Source organism: Streptomyces sp. NPDC057137 (assembly GCF_042670825.1).
Lineage (GTDB): Bacteria > Actinomycetota > Actinomycetes > Streptomycetales > Streptomycetaceae > Streptomyces.
Genome location: NZ_JBHUUW010000019.1, coordinates 48,417 through 63,859 on the forward strand (window position 1 = coordinate 48,417; position 15,443 = coordinate 63,859).

Sequence of the window (15,443 nt, forward strand, 5' to 3'; positions counted from 1 at the left end):
CGACGTGAGGGTCAAGCAAGCCGGGTCCGTGAATCCCGGCCTCGGCCTGACAGTGGATCAACGGGCGGTCGGAGGAGCATGATGGAGCCGCCCGTCCCATCAGAAGCGAGGTGTCGCGTCCCGATGAAGCGCAGAAACAGAACCCTCCTGGCGGGGCTGGCCTCCGTGGGCGCCGTCGCCGGCGCGGGTCTGCTGTACAACCGTCGGCCGCATCCGACGGAGTGGCTCTACGTCACGGTCTTCAGCGAGCCCGGCTACCTGGGCCGCAACGAGACGCTGTCCTGGATCGGCGGCGAGCGCGAGGTCGTCCCGCTCGACCGGATACAACTGCCGCGCATCGGCTCGATCAGACTGGAGCGGCGCGTGTACCGCTTCCGGCCCGACGTGCGGCCACCGAACGTGTTCATCCTGTGGCACGCCCTCACCGAGCGCGCGGACCCCACGGACCCCGAAGAGGGCCTGAGCAGCTTCATCGCCATGAACGAGCTGGCCGGCATGTTCTCGCTGGGCCACTGGGAGTCGGTCCGCGAGTCCGAGGCGCGGTCGGGAGTACGGCTCTGGGCCGAACGCCCCGGCGAGGCCACCGCTCCCGGTGCGGCGCCCTGGCACGACGTCCTGGCCAACACGCCCGACCTCGGCTCCTGGAGCACCAGCACCCGCTACCTCGAACTCGGCTACCACAGCTGATCGAGAAAAAAGCCCGCAGCCCCTACGCGCCGCTGAGCGACAGCTTCGCCGCGAAGCCCAGGAACAGCGCGCCGACCGTCGAAGTCGCCGCGGCCGAAAGGCGCTTGCGGCGGCGGAAGGCGGTGGAGAGCCAGGTGCCTCCGAAGATCAGCGCCGTGAGGTAGAGGAGGCTGACCACCTGCGCGATCACGCCGAGGACCAGGAACGACAGCGCGGGATAGGCGTAGGTCGGGTCGACGAACTGCACGAAGAAGGAGATGAAGAAGAGGATCGCCTTCGGGTTGAACAGGCAGATCACGAAGGCGCGCCGGAACGGCCGCTCGTCCTCCGCCGAGACCATGGGCGCATCGGCCACCGGCTGCTCGTCCGGCTCGCTCTCGTGCCGCGACCGCCACATCGACCAGGCCGCGCGCATCATGCCGACGGCGAGATACGTCAGATAGCCCGCGCCCGCGTATTTCACTACGGAGAAGGCCAGTTCGTTGGCCTGGAGCAGCGAGGCGACGCCCGCCGCCGACAGCACCATCAGCACGGTGTCACCGCAGAAGACACCGGCGGCCCCTCGGTAGCCCTCGCGCACGCCGCGCCGGGCGGCCAGCGAGAGCACGTAGATCGAGTTCGGACCCGGCAACAGAATGATCATGACGACGCCGACGAGGTAGGTCGGCAGATCTATGGCACCCAGCATGCGGCGGAGTATGGCACGCCCCGGATGGGGGCAACCAGGCGATTTCGCCCCTCGGACAGAGCCGAGATCCAGCGGGCGCGCGAAGCGTCAGAACGTCCCCGTCGGCACATACGCGCCCCACACCTCCCGCAGCGTGTCGCACACCTCGCCCACCGTGGCCCGCGCCTTGAGCGCCCGCTTCATCGGGTGGAGCACGTTGCTCGTACTCCCCGCCGCCGCCGACCTCAGCTCCGCCAGCGCCGCGTCCACCTCGCCCTGGTCGCGCTCCGCGCGCAACGTCGCCAGCCGCGCCGCCTGTTGGGCCTCGATCGCCGGGTCGACGCGCAGCGGCTCGTACGGCTCCTCCTCGTCCAGCCGGTAGCGGTTGACACCGACCACCACGCGTTCCCCGCTGTCCGTCTCACGCGCGACGGCGTACGCGCTCCGCTCGATCTCGCCCTTCTGGAAGCCGCGTTCGATCGCCTCGACCGCGCCGCCCATGTCCTCGACGCGCGTCATCAGCGCGAGCGCGGCCTCCTCCACGTCGTCGGTCATCTTCTCGACGGCGTACGAACCGGCGAACGGGTCGACGGTCGCGGTGACATCGGTCTCGTACGCCAGCACCTGCTGTGTACGCAGCGCGAGGCGCGCCGACTTGTCCGTCGGGAGCGCGATCGCCTCGTCGAAGGAGTTGGTGTGCAGCGACTGAGTACCGCCGAGGACGGCGGCCAGCCCCTGCACCGCCACCCGTACGAGGTTTACCTCGGGCTGCTGCGCGGTGAGCTGCACACCCGCCGTCTGGGTGTGGAAGCGGAGCATCAGGGACTTGGGATTCCTCGCGCCGAATTCCTCGCGCATCACCCTGGCCCAAATGCGGCGCGCGGCACGGAATTTGGCCACTTCTTCGAGAATCGTCGTACGCGCGACGAAGAAGAAGGAGAGCCGCGGCGCGAAGTCGTCCACGTCCATTCCGGCGGAGATCGCGGTACGGACGTATTCGATGCCGTCCGCCAGCGTGAACGCGATCTCCTGCGCGGGCGTCGCCCCCGCCTCGGCCATGTGATAGCCGGAGATCGAGATCGTGTTCCAGCGTGGAATCTCCGTACGGCAGTACTGGAAAATGTCCGCGATCAGCCGCAGTGACGGTTTCGGCGGGAAAATGTAAGTACCGCGTGCGATGTACTCCTTGAGCACGTCGTTCTGCACCGTGCCCGTGAGCGCGGTGGCCGGTACGCCCTGTTCCTCGGCGACCAGTTGGTAGAGCAGCAGCAGGAGTGCGGCCGGTGCGTTGATCGTCATCGACGTGGAGACCTGGTCCAGCGGGATCCCGTCGAAGAGGATCCGCATGTCGTCGATGGAGTCGATGGCGACCCCGACCTTGCCGACCTCGCCGCTCGCGATCGGCGCGTCGCTGTCGTGCCCCATCTGGGTGGGCAGGTCGAAGGCGACGGAGAGCCCGGTCGTGCCATGGCCGATCAGCTGCCGGTAGCGGGCGTTGGACTCGACGGCGGTGCCGAAGCCCGCGTACTGGCGCATGGTCCACGGCCGGCCGGTGTACATCGACGGGTAGACCCCTCGGGTGTACGGGTACGCGCCCGGCTCGCCGAGCCGCTCGGCCGGGTCCCAGCCGGTCAGCGCGTCGGGGCCGTAGACCGGTTCGATCGGCACACCGCTCTCCGTCCGCCGCGTCGCTCCCTCGCCACCGGGCTCGTGCGCCATCCGCCCCGCCTCCGTCGCTCGCCGTGTCAACCTGTCAGCTCGTCCATCATGCGGGCGCCGCCGTCCTGGGGATATGAGCCGTCGGGAGTGTCGCGCCCGCTTCTGCCAGGGTTTCCGCTTGGGCCTTCCGGCTTCCGGTTTCGCGTTTCCGGTTTCGCGTGGTTGCGCACGACGGTGTCCGTCAGGAAGGCTCTCCCGTCGAGACGTGCTTTCCTTTCGCGGAGCCCCGAGGTGGAATTCGGCCTCGGTCAAGTTTTTACGCGAAGAAGGGGTCGTCCGGGCAACCGGAACGGGCTCTGAGCTGTCTCAGGAGATACCTGCCGGTTCCAACGGCCCGTTCAACAGCTCGTTCAACGGTTCGTTCAACGGCTCATGCATGCTCGGATACTCGGATACTCGCCATCGGACAGCTCAGTGGCAGACAGGGGGACGAAGTTGCCCAGAACATCAACGCGGACAGGAACGCGACAGTCGCGTACGGCCGCGCTCCGCGTCGCGCTCGCCACCGGTGCCGTGCTCGCCGTCACCGTCGGCTGCTCGGCGCAGGTGGTGACCGATCCGGCGGGTGCCGCCGACGACAAACCGGGCAGCGGCAGTGGCAGCGGCGTGCGGATCGACCCGGCCGGGCCCGCGTCGAGCAGCCCATCGGCCGAGCCCGCCGCCGCGTCGAAGCCGCCGGTCACACCCTCCGCGAAACCGTCGAAGAGCGCGACCGAGAAGCCCGCGCCGCCGAAGCCGAAGACGGTGCTGGCGAGCGGCGCCCAGGGCGACCAGGTACGTGAACTCCAGGCCAGGCTCAGGCAGATCGCCCACTTCAACCGCGCCCCCACCGGCTACTACGGCTCGGTCACGGCCACGGCCGTCTCGTCGTTCCAGGCCAAGCGCGGACTGCCGCAGACCGGGACGACCGACACCGTCACCTGGCAGAAGCTGCTCGGGATGACGAAGAAGCCGACCGCCGCCCAACTGCGCCCGCCGGCCGCCGTCAAGCCGGCACCGAAGCCGGACAAGCGGTGCATGACGGGCCGGGTGCTGTGCATCAGCAAGAACAGCCGGTCGCTGTCCTGGATGATCGACGGCAAGGTGATGTCGACGATGGACGTCCGATTCGGCTCGCAGTACACGCCGACCCGCGAGGGCACGTTCAAGGTGGGCTGGAAGTCCCGGCACCATGTCTCGACGCTGTACGACACCCCGATGCCGTACGCGATGTTCTTCAGCGGCGGCCAGGCGGTGCACTACTCGGCGGACTTCGCGGCGAGGGGCTACAGCGGGGCGTCGCACGGCTGCGTCAACGTACGGGACGAGAAGAAGATCGCGTCGCTGTTCGACCAGGTGCGGACCGGCGACAAGGTCGTCGTCTACAAGTAGCGACGAGCCGATGCGGGACGAGACGACGAGTTGAGAGGCGCGGGCGGGACCGGGGGAACGTATCCCGCCCGCGCCAATTGTGCGTCGAGCCGAAGGTACGGGGGGAACCCCGGCTCAGACGCGGCCGATGACCAGTCGGCTCACTCTTTACTGCGTCACAGGGCGAAAAAACGTCACACCCGGATCCCGGGCGCCGATCGTGGCCGAAAATCGCGCCAATGGCGGGGGCGGCGCTACGACGCGGAGGGCTCGGGGTCGGGCGCCGGAGGAGCGGCCGGCTCGTCCGTGCCGGAGTCGTCCGGAGCGGAGTCGTCCGGGGCGGGGCCCGAGCTGGAGCCCGAGCCCGTGTCGGAGCCGGGCGTCGCCGGGAGTTGGGGCGGCAGGGCCGGCTCGTCGGACTCCGGCGGGTTCATCCCGATGGTCTCGCCGTAGTCGCCACCCGGCCAATCACTCGGCGGCCCCTCGGACCCACCACCGGTGCCACCGTCCGTACCGCCGCTGGAGCCACCGTCCGTGCCGCCGCCCGTGTCGCCGGGGGTACCGCCCTCCGCCGGGCCGCCCTCGATCGGGCCGCCGCTCTGCGGGCCGTCGCCGCCGCCACCGCCCGTACTGCCGCCGTCACCACCGCCGTTGCCGTTGCCGCCGTTGCCTTGAGCACCGTCGTGATGACCGTCGCCGTCCGGGTCGCCGCTCAGCAACTGGTTGCAGAGGCGGGTCACACCCTGCGGCCCCTTGGCCGCGTCCTCCAACAGCTCCTTCTTGCTGGGGGCGATCTTGCCGCTCCGGTACTCGTTGCACGCCTGAACGAGCTTGACGTACCACTTCTCGCCGTCGCCGCTCCGCCAGCCGTTGCCCGTCGCCTGGCTCTTCTTCGTGTTCTTCGGACCGCCGGCCCCCGTGTCGGCGCCGGAGGCCCCGGGCGCGACCGAATCCGCGCCGCCCTCCGTGTCGGCCGGGAGGGGCGGCGGGTCGAGGCTGCTGCTCGGCGATTCGGACACCAGGGGCTCCGGTGTCAGCGCGTCCGAGAGGGAGTTCGCCGGCCGTGGCGGGCTCTCCCCCGCCGACGGCGCGTACAGGAAACCGGCTCCGGCGGCCACACCGCTGAGCGCGCATCCGGCCACGGCGGCGGCCAGGCCCAGCCGCAGCGGGCGCCCGAAGCTCGGCAGACGTACCCCACCGCGCTCGGGATCGAGACGTACGGTCCCGATCCCGTCGCCGCCCGCGCGCGCGTCGGCGTCCCAGCTCCGCGAAGCGGTTCGTCCCGGCGTCCCGACCGTTGTCCCTGCCGTCGTTCCGACCGACTGCCGGAACGCGGCGAGCGCCGCGGCCTCGCCGGGCAGCTCGGCCGAGCCCGCGTACACGTCGTACGCGTCGTCCGCGGCTTCCTCAAGAACCCTGGCGAGCCGATCGGCCTGCGCCTGGGCGTGTACGTCGGCGGTCTCGACCGGCCTCCCGCGCAGCAGAAGCTCCGCGACTCCGCGGTCGAGCCACGTCTCACGCTCGTGCGCCATCACATGTCCTTCTGCGTCCCGGGCGGCGAATGCGTCACACCGGCCGGCTCGGGTACCTCCTGGTGACGGACGCGCTGCGGCGGTACGGTTCCCAGCTCCAGCCCGTTCGGACCGCCTTTCGCCGCGCGGTCGGCACCATCCATGTCCTCCAGGCCCTCCACGGGTTCCGGGTCTTCGGCCCCCAGCAGCTCGGCCAGCCGCTTGAGCCCGCGGTGCGCCGCCGTCCGTACGGCGCCGGGCCGCTTGCCGAGCGTCCTCGCCGCGCTCTTCGCGTCGAGTCCGACCACGACGCGCAGCACGACGGCCTCCGCCTGGTCCTGCGGCAGTTGCGCGATCAATGCCATCGTCGTGCCGGTGGACAGGGCCTCCATCGCCTCGACGGCGGTGTCCGAATCGGCTGCCTTGCCGGCCAGCTCGGTCTCGTCACTGCCTGCGGCCGGGCGCCTGCCGCGCATCCGTATGTAATCGAGGGCGCGGTTACGGGCTATCCGCGCGGTCCAGCCACGGAAGCGGTCGGCGTCGCCGCTGAAGCGTTCGAGGTCGCGGGCTATCTGGAGCCAGGCCTCAGAAGCCACGTCCTCGGCATCAGGCTCGCCGACGAGCGTTCGTATGTAAGCCAACAACCGCGGGTGCACGGCGCGGTACACAGTCCGGAACGCAGTCTCGTTCCCGTCCTGTGCCGCGAGCACCGCGGCGGTGAGCTCCGCGTCGTCCCCCAGCACTCCACACAACCTGTCTTGAATCACGGCTGGTCACTGCCGCGCGCCCCCACGCGCTCCTGCACGCTACGGCCTCTCTGATGCCCAAGTCCATAATTTGTACAACTCGCAACAACCTGCTGGCAGACCTCGGTGTGACAGAAAACGCTCTCCTGACGCTGACATGAGTACGGGGCCGCACAGCGTCCCCGCCGGATGACGACCGGGGCCTCTCCTGTGGGGGGTGGCGGCCCCGGTCGTCCTCTCCACCCCCCGCGCGCACAGCTGTGACCTGCACGTTCGTTGATTTCAGCCAGCGAGTTCAGGCAACGTACACAGGCAGTGGGGCGCGGCCCCGGAGCGCATCCCGACTCATACGGACGCCCGGCTCCTACGTGCCGCGCGTCAGTTCCCGGCCCTCGCCCGGCGCGAGACGACGGCACGCAGCACCCGCTGGCCCTCGGTCGAAAGATCCAGCGCCTGACGCAATCCCGCCGTGCCGGCGGTTTCGGACAGGATCTCCAGGATCTGGATCTGCCGGCGCAGCTCGCCGGAGACCATCGGCCCGGCGGTGAAGGGTCCGATGCCGGGTTTGCCCTCGGCGCCCTCGGCCACTCCCGTACGGCAGCGGGCCACCCAGTCGCTGTACGCGCCGCTCGCGACGGTGCCGGGCGCGCCGACGACCCGGTCGCCGACCACGTCGAACTGCTGGTGGATCTCCAGCGCCACGACCGAGCAGCTGTCGGACCAGACGCGCAGCGGCTCCGCCGCCCACTCGGAGGGCGCGGCGGCGAGCATCTTCCGTACGAGGACGGCCGTTTCGTCGTTGCTGACGGCCGCTTCCATGGCGTCCCTGGCCGCCGCGAGTCGCGGGGCCCAGGTTGTCTCGCCGTCGGCGATGCCCGACCAGAGCGGGCGCAGCACCTCGCCCTCGTCGGCCAGGAGGGGCAGGCAGCGTTCGAGGCAGGCGACCCCGCTCGCGGCGAGGCCCCGCTCATCCGCCCGAACGATCAGTTCCACCAGGCTCATTCACGTCTCCCGTCGCGGGCAGAATACTGCTCATTAAAGCGCCCGGCGGCTGAAAAACGTCACTTGTGGCTCAGATGTATCCCAGAATCCCGGCTCGGTACGCGAGGAAGACCCGTCCCCGACCGCTACGTCCCCAATCGCCGGACGGAACGAAACCAGCCCGTCCGGCGATTGAGGTCACGACGCGTGGCCCTGGCGATCGAGGACTCAACACCCGCTCTAACCGGCCACCTTGTTCGCCAGCGACCTGAACTCCGCCCAGGTGAGGCCCGGTTTCACCGGGTTCCACACCTTCTGCGACAGGGCCGCCAGCGGCAGTTGGATCCCGGTGGCCACCTGGTCCTGCGTCTGCGCGCTCGCGATGTCGCCCCACACCGCGAACCGCGCGCCGAGGATCAGCTTCGAGTACTTCTCCGGCACCGGCTTCGTGCCGCGCAGTACGAACGGGGTCCACTGCTCGTAGATCCGCTGGCCTGTCGGGTAGACGAAGTCGTTCGGCTGGCCCAGCACGTAGTAGAGGAACTCGTCGTTGAGGTTCACCACCGGCCGGCCCTCGCGCAGATAGTCCAGCGGGGGCCGCGCGCCGATCTCCTTGCCGGTCCAGTAGTCGACCTGGAGGTCCTGGTCGGCCTTGACGACACCGCCGGGGAAGAAGCCGTCGTTCCAGGCCGAGATCTCCTTCTTCTTCGGCCGGACCACCGCCGCCCGGTCGTTCATCCAGCCGGTCGTGAGGTCCTGGACCTTGGCGTCGGCGCCGTACTTCTTCTTCGCGGCGGCGGCCAGTTGCGGGAACGACGTCTCGGGGTCGCTGACCACGAGCGCCTGGTACTCGTCGGCGCCGATGTGCCAGAAGCGCCCGGGGAACAACGTGTCGTACTCGCGGAGCAGTTCGTCCACGATCTTCGCCGCGGCGGGCTTCGAGATGTCGATGGCGCCGCGGGTGATCCTGCCGTTCACGTCCCGGAGTTGCAGCTCGGGGTGGGGTGCCATGACGGCGCCCAGATGTCCCGGTGAGTCGATCTCGGGGACGATCTCGATGTGCAGTTGGCCGGCGAGCGCGACGATCCTTTGGACCTCGGCCTTGGTGAGGTGCTGCTCGGAGACGATCTCGGGGTGGGTGTCCGAGGCGATGCGGAAGCCCTGGTCGTCGGAGAAGTGCAGGCCCAGCTGGTTGAGTTTGAGGTCGGCCATCTCGCGCAGCCGGTTCTCGATCCAGCCGGCTGTGTAGTACTTGCGCGCGATGTCCAGATTGAGTCCGCGCTGCGGGCGGTCGGGCCGGTCGCGTACGACGCCCTCGGGTATCGCGCCGTCCGCGCGCACCGACTGCTTGAGCGTGCGCGTGCCGTAGAAGACCCCGGCCTCGTCGGGTCCGGCGATCCGGACGCGTCCGTCCTGCGCGGTGAGGGTGTACGACTCGGGCCCCGCCTGCTTGCCCGACTCCAGGGCCAGCTCGATGTCACCGGCCTTGGCCGCGACGGCGCCCCGGTAGTCGATCTTCAGCTCCTTGGCGATGAGCTTTCCCTCGTCGGCCAGCTTCCCGCTGTTCTTAGCGATGACGACGCCGCTGCTGCCACCGGGCCGCCAGCCGGGACCGCGGGCCGCCTCGTGCTGCCGTACGGAGGGCACGGTGCGCGGCGCCTTGGAGAGCGCGAAGCTGCGCGAGGGGGTGGGTGCGGCCGGGCGGGTGTCGGACCGTGCCGACGACGCCTCGGAGGTGGCGGCGGCCGATGGAGTGGCGGCCGTTCCCGCCGGTGCGCTGTGGTCGGGCGGGGTGGCGTCGGGCCAGGCCACCGCCGTGAGGGTGACGGCGGCCGCCACGACAGCGGCGCCGCCCACCAGAGTCCCTGGGGAGTTCCACCTCATCCGTGATCATCCCTTGCATGGAGATAGAGGAAGGAAGTAGGGCGAACGTCCCATGTCCGCGTCCGTCGCGCGAGCCGAGGGTGTCCCGTCCGAGTGAAATTCGCGCATCTGTCGGGCACGCGTCACCCAGCGTCGATAGCGTTGCGAAACATCCGTCTCGCCCTTATCTCCCTTCACTTCCGCTGCCTCACCGGCCAGCACCGCCCACCACCACCGACCACTGCCGCCAGGAGCCCACGCTGTCCAGCGATCGCCACGCCGGTCTGACGCGCTTCAACACCGCCCCGGCGGACACCGTCGAGCACGCGCTGCTGGCCTGCTGCGGAAACCGCCGCTGGGCCCGCCGGCTCGCCGACCACCGCCCGTATCCGACGGTCGACGCGCTCCTCGCCGCCGCCGACGAGGCGAGCTACGACCTGTCCCTGGCCGACCTCGCCGAAGCCCTCGCCGACGAGACGTCCGCCGACCCGCGGCAGGAGGCGCCGCTCGCCGCCCGGACCGCGCTGCGGGCCGCGCACGCCGCGTACGAGAGCAGCTTCGGCCACGCGTTCGTCATCAGCCTCGACCGCTACCGCCCGGAGGAGCGCCTGAACCAGGTGCTGACCGGGATCCGCGAGAGGCTGGCCCACGACCCCGACGAGGAGCGCGCCGTCGCCGCCGACGAACTGCGCCGGCTCGCGCGCTCCCGGGTCTCGCGCCTCGTCGGCGACCGGCCGGGCGACGACCACCCCGGCGACCGGCCCGCCGCCCACGCCGCCGGCCGCCAACCGGAACCGCCCGCTCCCCGCGTTTCGCAGGAATCGAACGACTACGGCCGTCCGGATAGCCCGTCCGTGGCTGTTTGACTGCCTGTTTGATCACACCGAAGGGCCCCCGGGCAATCGAACCGACAAAGCGTCGCTACGATGGCCAGGGCCGGTGGACCGTACCCGGCCGGGCGCGACCGACACCACTGTGCTTCATCGAGTAGAAGATGGCGGCCGGCCCCGATCCCCGCTCCCGGAGGGCTTTTCCGTGCCGGCAGGAACGCTGTACCGCGGCCGGGAAGGAATGTGGTCATGGGTGGCTCATCGAGTCACCGGCGTCACCATCTTCTTCTTCCTGTTCGTCCATGTGCTGGACACCGCACTCGTCCGCGTCTCCCCCGAGGCCTACGACGACGTCGTAGCCACCTACAAGACGCCCCTCGTCGGCGTGCTGGAGTACGGCCTCGTGGCCGCCGTCCTCTTCCACGCGCTCAACGGACTGCGTGTGATCGCCGTGGACTTCTGGTCCAAGGGCCCGCGCTACCAGAAGCAGATGCTCTGGAGCGTCGTGGGTGTCTGGCTCGTCCTCATGCTGGGCGCCATCTACCCCGTGCTCGGCCACGCCGCACGTGAACTCTGGGGGAGCTGACCGATGTCCGCAGACACCACCGCGACCGGTTCCACCGCCGCGATCAGCCAGGTCGAGAGCGTGAGCGTCTTCGACGTCGACCACCCGGCGCCGCTCATCGAGCCGCCGCGCAAGCGCACCGCGAGGACCCCCAAGTCGACGCGCGGCAACTTCGAGATGGCCGCCTGGCTGTTCATGCGTCTGTCCGGCGTCGTCCTCGTCGTCCTGGTCATCGGCCACCTGATCATCCAACTGGTCCTCGACGGCGGCGTCACCAAGATCGGCTTCGCCTTCGTGGCCGGCCGCTGGGCGTCCCCGTTCTGGCAGGCCTGGGATCTGCTGATGCTGTGGCTGGCGATGCTGCACGGCGCCAACGGCATGCGCACGATCATCAACGACTACGCGGAGCGTGCCAACACGCGCCTGTGGCTCAAGGGCCTGCTGTACACCGCCACGGTGTTCACCATCCTTCTGGGCACGCTGGTGATCTTCACCTTCGACCCGAACATCCGCTAAAGCCGGGGCTGACGAGAGCAATGAAGATCCATAAGTACGACACCGTCATCGTCGGCGCCGGTGGCGCCGGTATGCGCGCGGCCATCGAGTCGACCAAGCGCAGCCGTACCGCCGTGCTGACGAAGCTGTATCCCACCAGGTCCCACACGGGCGCCGCGCAGGGCGGCATGGCCGCCGCGCTCGCCAACGTGGAGGAGGACAACTGGGAGTGGCACACCTTCGACACGATCAAGGGCGGCGACTACCTGGTCGACCAGGACGCCGCCGAGATCCTGGCGAAGGAGGCCATCGACGCGGTCCTCGACCTGGAGAAGATGGGCCTGCCGTTCAACAGGACGCCGGACGGCACCATCGACCAGCGCCGCTTCGGCGGCCACTCCCGCAACCACGGCGAGGCCCCGGTCCGCCGGTCCTGCTACGCGGCGGACCGCACGGGCCACATGATCCTCCAGACGCTCTACCAGAACTGCGTCAAGGAGGGCGTGGAGTTCTTCAACGAGTTCTACGTCCTTGACCAGTTGATCGTGGAGATCGACGGCGTCAAGACGTCGGCGGGCGTGGTCGCCTACGAGCTGGCCACCGGCGAGATCCATGTCTTCCAGGCCAAGTCGGTCATCTACGCGTCCGGCGGCACCGGCAAGTTCTTCAAGGTGACCTCCAACGCGCACACCCTCACCGGTGACGGCCAGGCGGCCTGCTACCGGCGCGGACTGCCCCTGGAGGACATGGAGTTCTTCCAGTTCCACCCCACGGGCATCTGGCGCATGGGCATCCTCCTCACGGAGGGCGCCCGCGGTGAGGGCGGCATCCTCCGTAACAAGGACGGTGAGCGCTTCATGGAGAAGTACGCGCCCGTCATGAAGGACCTCGCGTCGCGCGACGTGGTCTCGCGGTCGATCTACACCGAGATCCGCGAGGGCCGCGGCTGCGGTCCCGAGGGCGACCACGTCTACCTCGACCTCACGCACCTGCCGCCGGAGCAACTGGACGCCAAGCTCCCGGACATCACCGAGTTCGCGCGTACGTACCTGGGCATCGAGCCGTACACGGACCCGATCCCGATCCAGCCCACCGCGCACTACGCGATGGGCGGCATTCCGACCAACGTCCAGGGCGAGGTGCTGCGCGACAACACGACGGTCGTGCCCGGTCTGTACGCGGCCGGCGAGGTCGCGTGCGTGTCGGTGCACGGCGCCAACCGTCTTGGCACCAACTCGCTGCTCGACATCAACGTCTTCGGCAAGCGCTCCGGGATCGCCGCCGCCGAGTACGCGGCCAAGCACGACCACGTCGAACTCCCGGAGAATCCGGCCGAGCTGGTCGAGGCACAGGTCGAGCGGCTGCGCGCGGCGACGGGCCACGAGCGGGTGGCGGACATCCGCCGCGAGCTGCAGGAGACCATGGACGCGAACGTCATGGTGTTCCGTACCGAGCAGACCATCAAGACGGCCGTCGAGAAGATCGCCGAGCTGCGCGACCGCTATCTGCGGGTGTCCATCCAGGACAAGGGCCGGCGCTTCAACACGGATCTGCTGGAGGCCGTCGAGCTGGGCAACCTGCTCGACCTGGCCGAGGTGATGGCCGTGTCGGCGCTCGCCCGCAAGGAGTCGCGCGGCGGTCACTACCGCGAGGACTTCCCCAACCGGGACGACGTGAACTTCATGCGCCACACCATGGCGTACCGCGAGGTCGGCGACGACGGCACGGAGTCCATCCGTCTCGACTACAAGCCGGTCGTCCAGACCCGCTACCAGCCGATGGAGCGTAAGTACTGATGGCAACTCCCCTACTGGACAAGGTCGAGGCCGAGTCCGCGGCCTCGCCGTACATCACGGTCACGCTGCGGATCCGCCGCTTCAACCCGGAGATCTCCGACGAGTCCCACTGGGAGGACTTCTCGATCGAGATCGACCCCAAGGAGCGCGTGCTCGACGCCCTCCACAAGATCAAGTGGGATGTCGACGGCTCGCTGACCTTCCGGCGCTCCTGCGCGCACGGGATCTGCGGCTCGGACGCGATGCGGATCAACGGCAAGAACCGTCTCGCCTGCAAGACGCTGATCAAGGACATCACGTCGCTCGACAAGAAGACGGGCGTCGCGAAGCCGATCACGGTCGAGGCCATCAAGGGGCTCACGGTCCTCAAGGACCTTGTCGTGGACATGGACCCGTTCTTCCAGGCTTACCGCGACGTGATGCCGTTCCTGGTCACCACCGGCAACGAGCCGACGCGCGAGCGGCTCCAGTCGGCGGAGGACCGCGAGCGGTTCGACGACACCACGAAGTGCATCCTGTGCGCGGCGTGCACGTCGTCGTGCCCGGTGTTCTGGAACGACGGGCAGTACTTCGGCCCGGCGGCGATCGTCAACGCGCACCGGTTCATCTTCGACTCGCGTGACGAGGCGGGCGAGCAGCGCCTGGAGATCCTCAACGACAAGGACGGGGTGTGGCGTTGCCGCACGACGTTCAACTGCACGGACGCCTGCCCGCGCGGTATCGAGGTCACCAAGGCGATCCAGGAAGTGAAGCGCGCGCTGATCACCCGGCGTTTCTGAGCGTCCGGCACCCGCCTGTGGGTGGGGCCCGTTTCCGTACAAAGCCGTAACGGCCCGTACGGAGCGGGCCCTTTCTGTGCCAGGATTCAGCCAGACCGAACAGCAGCAGTTGGGGAAGCGGGGAGACATGAGTCAGGCGAATCCGAACCCGAATCAGGACGGCTCGGACGGGGCGTACGGATGGGGCCCCACCCAGCCGGGCTACGGCTATCCGAACCCGGCGCCGGGTTACGGCTATCCCGGCCAGGGCGGTCCGGGCTACGACCCGACGCTGGCGGCCGGTCTGCCCGTCCCCGCGCCGCAGGGCGGCGGGGCGCCGCTGGTGTCGATCGGGGACATCACCGTCATGAACCACGGGATCGTGACGCCGTCCGGCACGCTGCCGCTCCAGGGCGCGGTGTGGAACGCGACGGACATGTCGCGTACGGAGGAGAAGATCCCGGCGCACGCCATCGTCCTGGCGGTCGTGTTCTTCATCTTCTGTCTGCTCGGTCTGCTCTTCCTGCTGATGAAGGAGCGGACGACCACCGGCTTCATCCAGGTGATGGTGACCAGCGGCGGCAAGCACCACTCGACCATGATCCCCGCGACCGGTCCGGAGAGCTTCCAGATCATCATGGGGCAGATCGGCTACGCCCGTTCGCTCAGCTCCATGTGACGGTGGAGGTGGTGGCGGTGGTCTCGGCGGGGGCCGCGGCGTCCGGTTCGACGGCTCCCTCGGGCCAGACGGTCACCGCGCGTCGGCGGTAGCCGTCCTGCTCCGCCTCCTCGACGGAGAACGTGACGGCCTGGCCGACCCTCGGCTCGACGTAGTCGTCGCCCGCGACGGCCGAGAAGTGCGCCCACACGTCCTCCCGGAGGTTGGCGGCGTCCAGCACGCCCCACCCGTCCTCCTCGTGCCACGCGCGCACCCGCCCGGCCAGCGGTACGCCGAAGCGGTGGTGCAGGGCCAGGACGTCGCGCTCGTCGTCCTCGTCGATCGCGTACCCGGTGTGCGAGACGACCTGGAACTCCGGCGTGCCGCAGCCGACCCGGCGGCCCCGCACCCGCCCGCTGCCGGTCAGCGACCCCACCGGATAGGGCAGGCCGCCGGGGCCGTACACCTCGACGCCCCGCTCGTCCGTACGGGTGGCGCCGGTCAGGTCCACGGCGTGGACGTCGACCAGCCGGCCGCCGTCGTCCACCAGCACGTGGTTGTACGGCCCGTCGTCGCGGAACAGCCGGAAGCCGTGGTCGCGCATCGTCCGCCCGTGGTCGGCCAGGCTCTCGGCGCGTACGACGATGTCCAGGTCCTCGTGGGGCCGGGTCTGCTCGCACAGGAGGGCGTCGACGCCCCAGCCGCCGTCGAGCCAGACCTCGATGCCGGCCCGGTCGAGCAGGTCCAGGACGGCGAGCACATCCTCCGCACGCATCATGGGGCCGACTCTTCCCGATGAGGCGGCGGACGGCATCAT

Annotated in this window: 15 protein-coding genes; 8 read left to right on the forward strand and 7 right to left on the reverse strand. The window is 69.5% G+C overall.

Going from position 1 to position 15,443, the window contains the following annotated elements; genetic code table 11:
* Nucleotides 1–123: 123 nt before the first annotated feature.
* On the forward strand, nucleotides 124–687 hold the full coding sequence (locus tag ACFT9I_RS17835; protein ID WP_382565207.1) for a hypothetical protein: 564 nt from the start codon (nucleotides 124–126) through the stop codon (nucleotides 685–687).
* A 22-nt stretch (nucleotides 688–709) separates the two neighbouring features.
* Here ACFT9I_RS17835 and leuE read toward each other — a convergent pair whose 3' ends face one another.
* Nucleotides 710–1,375: a leucine efflux protein LeuE gene (leuE, locus tag ACFT9I_RS17840; RefSeq protein ID WP_382565209.1), complete on the reverse strand. Its 666-nt coding sequence runs from the start codon at nucleotides 1,373–1,375 to the stop codon at nucleotides 710–712.
* Between the two features lie 87 nt (nucleotides 1,376–1,462).
* Nucleotides 1,463–3,073 carry a methylmalonyl-CoA mutase gene (locus ACFT9I_RS17845; protein WP_382565211.1) on the reverse strand — a complete coding sequence of 537 codons (1,611 nt, stop codon included), beginning with the start codon at nucleotides 3,071–3,073 and terminating at the stop codon, nucleotides 1,463–1,465.
* A 435-nt stretch (nucleotides 3,074–3,508) separates the two neighbouring features.
* Between ACFT9I_RS17845 and ACFT9I_RS17850 the strand changes: the two genes are divergently transcribed.
* Nucleotides 3,509–4,444 carry a L,D-transpeptidase family protein gene (locus tag ACFT9I_RS17850; protein ID WP_382565213.1) on the forward strand — a complete coding sequence of 312 codons (936 nt, stop codon included), beginning with the start codon at nucleotides 3,509–3,511 and terminating at the stop codon, nucleotides 4,442–4,444.
* A 233-nt stretch (nucleotides 4,445–4,677) separates the two neighbouring features.
* Here the strand turns inward: ACFT9I_RS17850 and ACFT9I_RS17855 are convergent, their stop codons facing one another.
* From ACFT9I_RS17855 to ACFT9I_RS17870, 4 genes are all read right to left on the reverse strand, one after another.
* A complete protein-coding gene (locus ACFT9I_RS17855; protein WP_382565214.1) occupies nucleotides 4,678–5,955 on the reverse strand; it encodes a hypothetical protein in 1,278 nt (425 codons plus the stop codon).
* Nucleotides 5,955–6,677 (reverse strand): RNA polymerase sigma factor, encoded by a 723-nt coding sequence (locus ACFT9I_RS17860; RefSeq protein ID WP_382565216.1) that lies wholly within the window; start codon nucleotides 6,675–6,677, stop codon nucleotides 5,955–5,957. Before ACFT9I_RS17860 ends, ACFT9I_RS17855 begins: the two co-directional genes overlap by 1 nt.
* 381 nt (nucleotides 6,678–7,058) lie before the next feature.
* Nucleotides 7,059–7,682: a hypothetical protein gene (locus ACFT9I_RS17865; RefSeq protein WP_382565218.1), complete on the reverse strand. Its 624-nt coding sequence runs from the start codon at nucleotides 7,680–7,682 to the stop codon at nucleotides 7,059–7,061.
* 219 nt (nucleotides 7,683–7,901) lie between these two features.
* Nucleotides 7,902–9,545, reverse strand: coding sequence for a family 20 glycosylhydrolase (locus tag ACFT9I_RS17870; protein ID WP_382565220.1), 1,644 nt, complete (start codon nucleotides 9,543–9,545; stop codon nucleotides 7,902–7,904).
* Between the two features lie 182 nt (nucleotides 9,546–9,727).
* Between ACFT9I_RS17870 and ACFT9I_RS17875 the strand changes: the two genes are divergently transcribed.
* From ACFT9I_RS17875 to ACFT9I_RS17900, 6 genes are all read left to right on the forward strand, one after another.
* Complete coding sequence (locus tag ACFT9I_RS17875) at nucleotides 9,728–10,390, forward strand: 2-oxo-4-hydroxy-4-carboxy-5-ureidoimidazoline decarboxylase (protein WP_382565324.1); 663 nt, start codon at nucleotides 9,728–9,730, stop codon at nucleotides 10,388–10,390.
* 169 nt (nucleotides 10,391–10,559) lie between these two features.
* Nucleotides 10,560–10,940, forward strand: a complete 381-nt coding sequence (gene sdhC / locus ACFT9I_RS17880; protein WP_382565221.1) for a succinate dehydrogenase, cytochrome b556 subunit — start codon at nucleotides 10,560–10,562, stop codon at nucleotides 10,938–10,940.
* Nucleotides 10,941–10,943: 3 nt separating this feature from the next.
* Nucleotides 10,944–11,435 (forward strand): succinate dehydrogenase hydrophobic membrane anchor subunit, encoded by a 492-nt coding sequence (locus ACFT9I_RS17885; protein ID WP_382565223.1) that lies wholly within the window; start codon nucleotides 10,944–10,946, stop codon nucleotides 11,433–11,435.
* Nucleotides 11,436–11,455: 20 nt separating this feature from the next.
* Entirely contained in the window at nucleotides 11,456–13,210 is a 1,755-nt protein-coding gene (gene sdhA, locus ACFT9I_RS17890; RefSeq protein WP_382565225.1) for a succinate dehydrogenase flavoprotein subunit, read from the forward strand.
* Nucleotides 13,210–13,989, forward strand: coding sequence for a succinate dehydrogenase iron-sulfur subunit (locus ACFT9I_RS17895; protein ID WP_382565226.1), 780 nt, complete (start codon nucleotides 13,210–13,212; stop codon nucleotides 13,987–13,989). The genes sdhA and ACFT9I_RS17895 overlap by 1 nt, the downstream gene beginning before the upstream one ends.
* 127 nt (nucleotides 13,990–14,116) lie before the next feature.
* Nucleotides 14,117–14,647, forward strand: a complete 531-nt coding sequence (locus ACFT9I_RS17900) for a hypothetical protein (RefSeq protein ID WP_382565228.1) — start codon at nucleotides 14,117–14,119, stop codon at nucleotides 14,645–14,647.
* On the opposite strand, the gene ACFT9I_RS17905 is transcribed toward ACFT9I_RS17900, so the two are convergent.
* The gene (locus ACFT9I_RS17905; protein WP_382565229.1) at nucleotides 14,634–15,404 is read right to left on the reverse strand and encodes a nucleotidyltransferase domain-containing protein; all 771 of its coding nucleotides are present in this window, start codon (nucleotides 15,402–15,404) and stop codon (nucleotides 14,634–14,636) included. The two genes, ACFT9I_RS17900 and ACFT9I_RS17905, sit on opposite strands and share 14 nt — an antisense overlap.
* Between the last annotated feature and the right edge of the window lie 39 nt (nucleotides 15,405–15,443).